This is a genomic window from Massilia suwonensis, from assembly GCF_042655665.1.
Taxonomy (GTDB): domain Bacteria; phylum Pseudomonadota; class Gammaproteobacteria; order Burkholderiales; family Burkholderiaceae_D; genus Telluria; species Telluria suwonensis.
In genome coordinates this window covers 1-1058 of sequence record NZ_JBHSMR010000020.1, presented here as the reverse complement: position 1 = coordinate 1058, position 1058 = coordinate 1, and the positions used below count along the sequence as shown (strand labels likewise).

1 protein-coding gene is annotated in these 1058 nt (G+C 59.8%); it reads left to right on the top strand.

The genetic code is table 11. The features are described from left to right. A protein-coding gene (locus ACFPQ5_RS24780) for an IS3 family transposase (protein ID WP_379761749.1) occupies positions 1–1058 on the top strand; the annotation gives its coding sequence in 2 pieces (ribosomal slippage) (positions 1–252 and positions 252–1058; 1059 coding nt annotated over the 2 pieces). This gene is flagged as partial in the annotation.

Here is a 1058-nt window from a genome sequence, read left to right as displayed (position 1 = left end):
TGAAGACGTCCCGCTTTACCGACAGCCAGATCATCGCCATCCTCAAGCAGGCCGAAGCCGGCAGTCCGGTTCCCGAACTGTGCCGCGAGCACGGCATCAGCAATGCCACGTTCTACAAATGGCGCGCCAAGTACGGTGGCATGGACGCATCCTTGATGGCCCGCATGAAGGAGCTCGAGGACGAGAACCGGCGCCTCAAGAAGATGTATGCCGAGGAGCGGCTCAAGGCCGAGATCGTCGCGGAGGCACTGACAAAAAAGTGGTAGCGCCATCTCAGCGGCGGGAGATGGCGCAGTGGGCGGTAGCGCAGCGGTCAGCCACGATCGGATTGGCCTGCCAGGCATTTGGCATCAGCCAGACCTGCTACCGCTACAAGGCCAAGCTGGACGCAGAGAACGGCGTCATCGCCGACTGGCTGGTACGGCTGACGAACAACCAGCGCAACTGGGGCTTTGGACTGTGCTTCCTGTACCTGCGCAACGTGAAGGGCTACAAATGGAACCACAAGCGCGTCTACAGGATTTACCGTGAGCTCGAGCTGAACCTGCGGATCAAGCCGCGCCATCGACTGGTGCGTGAGAAACCGCTTCCACTGGCCGTGCCGACGGCGATCAACCAGAGCTGGTCGATGGACTTCATGTACGACCAGCTTGCCGACGGACGCAGTATCCGGCTGTTCAACGTCATCGACGACTATAACCGCGAAGGCTTGGGAATTGAAGTCGATTTCTCGCTGCCATCCGAGCGCGTGATCCGATCGCTTGACCGCATCATCGAGTGGCGCGGCAAACCGAGTGCCATCCGATGCGATAACGGTCCGGAGTACATCAGCGCGGTGACGCTGGCATGGGCTGCCAGGCACGGAATCCGCATCGATTTCATCCAGCCCGGCCAGCCCCAGCAGAATGCTTACATCGAGCGTTACAACAGGACCGTTCGCTACGATTGGCTCGCCCATCATCTGTTTGAGACCCTCGACGAAATCCAGGAATTTGCCACCAACTGGTTGTGGACCTACAATCACGACCGGCCCAACATGGCCCTCGGCGGCATTACAC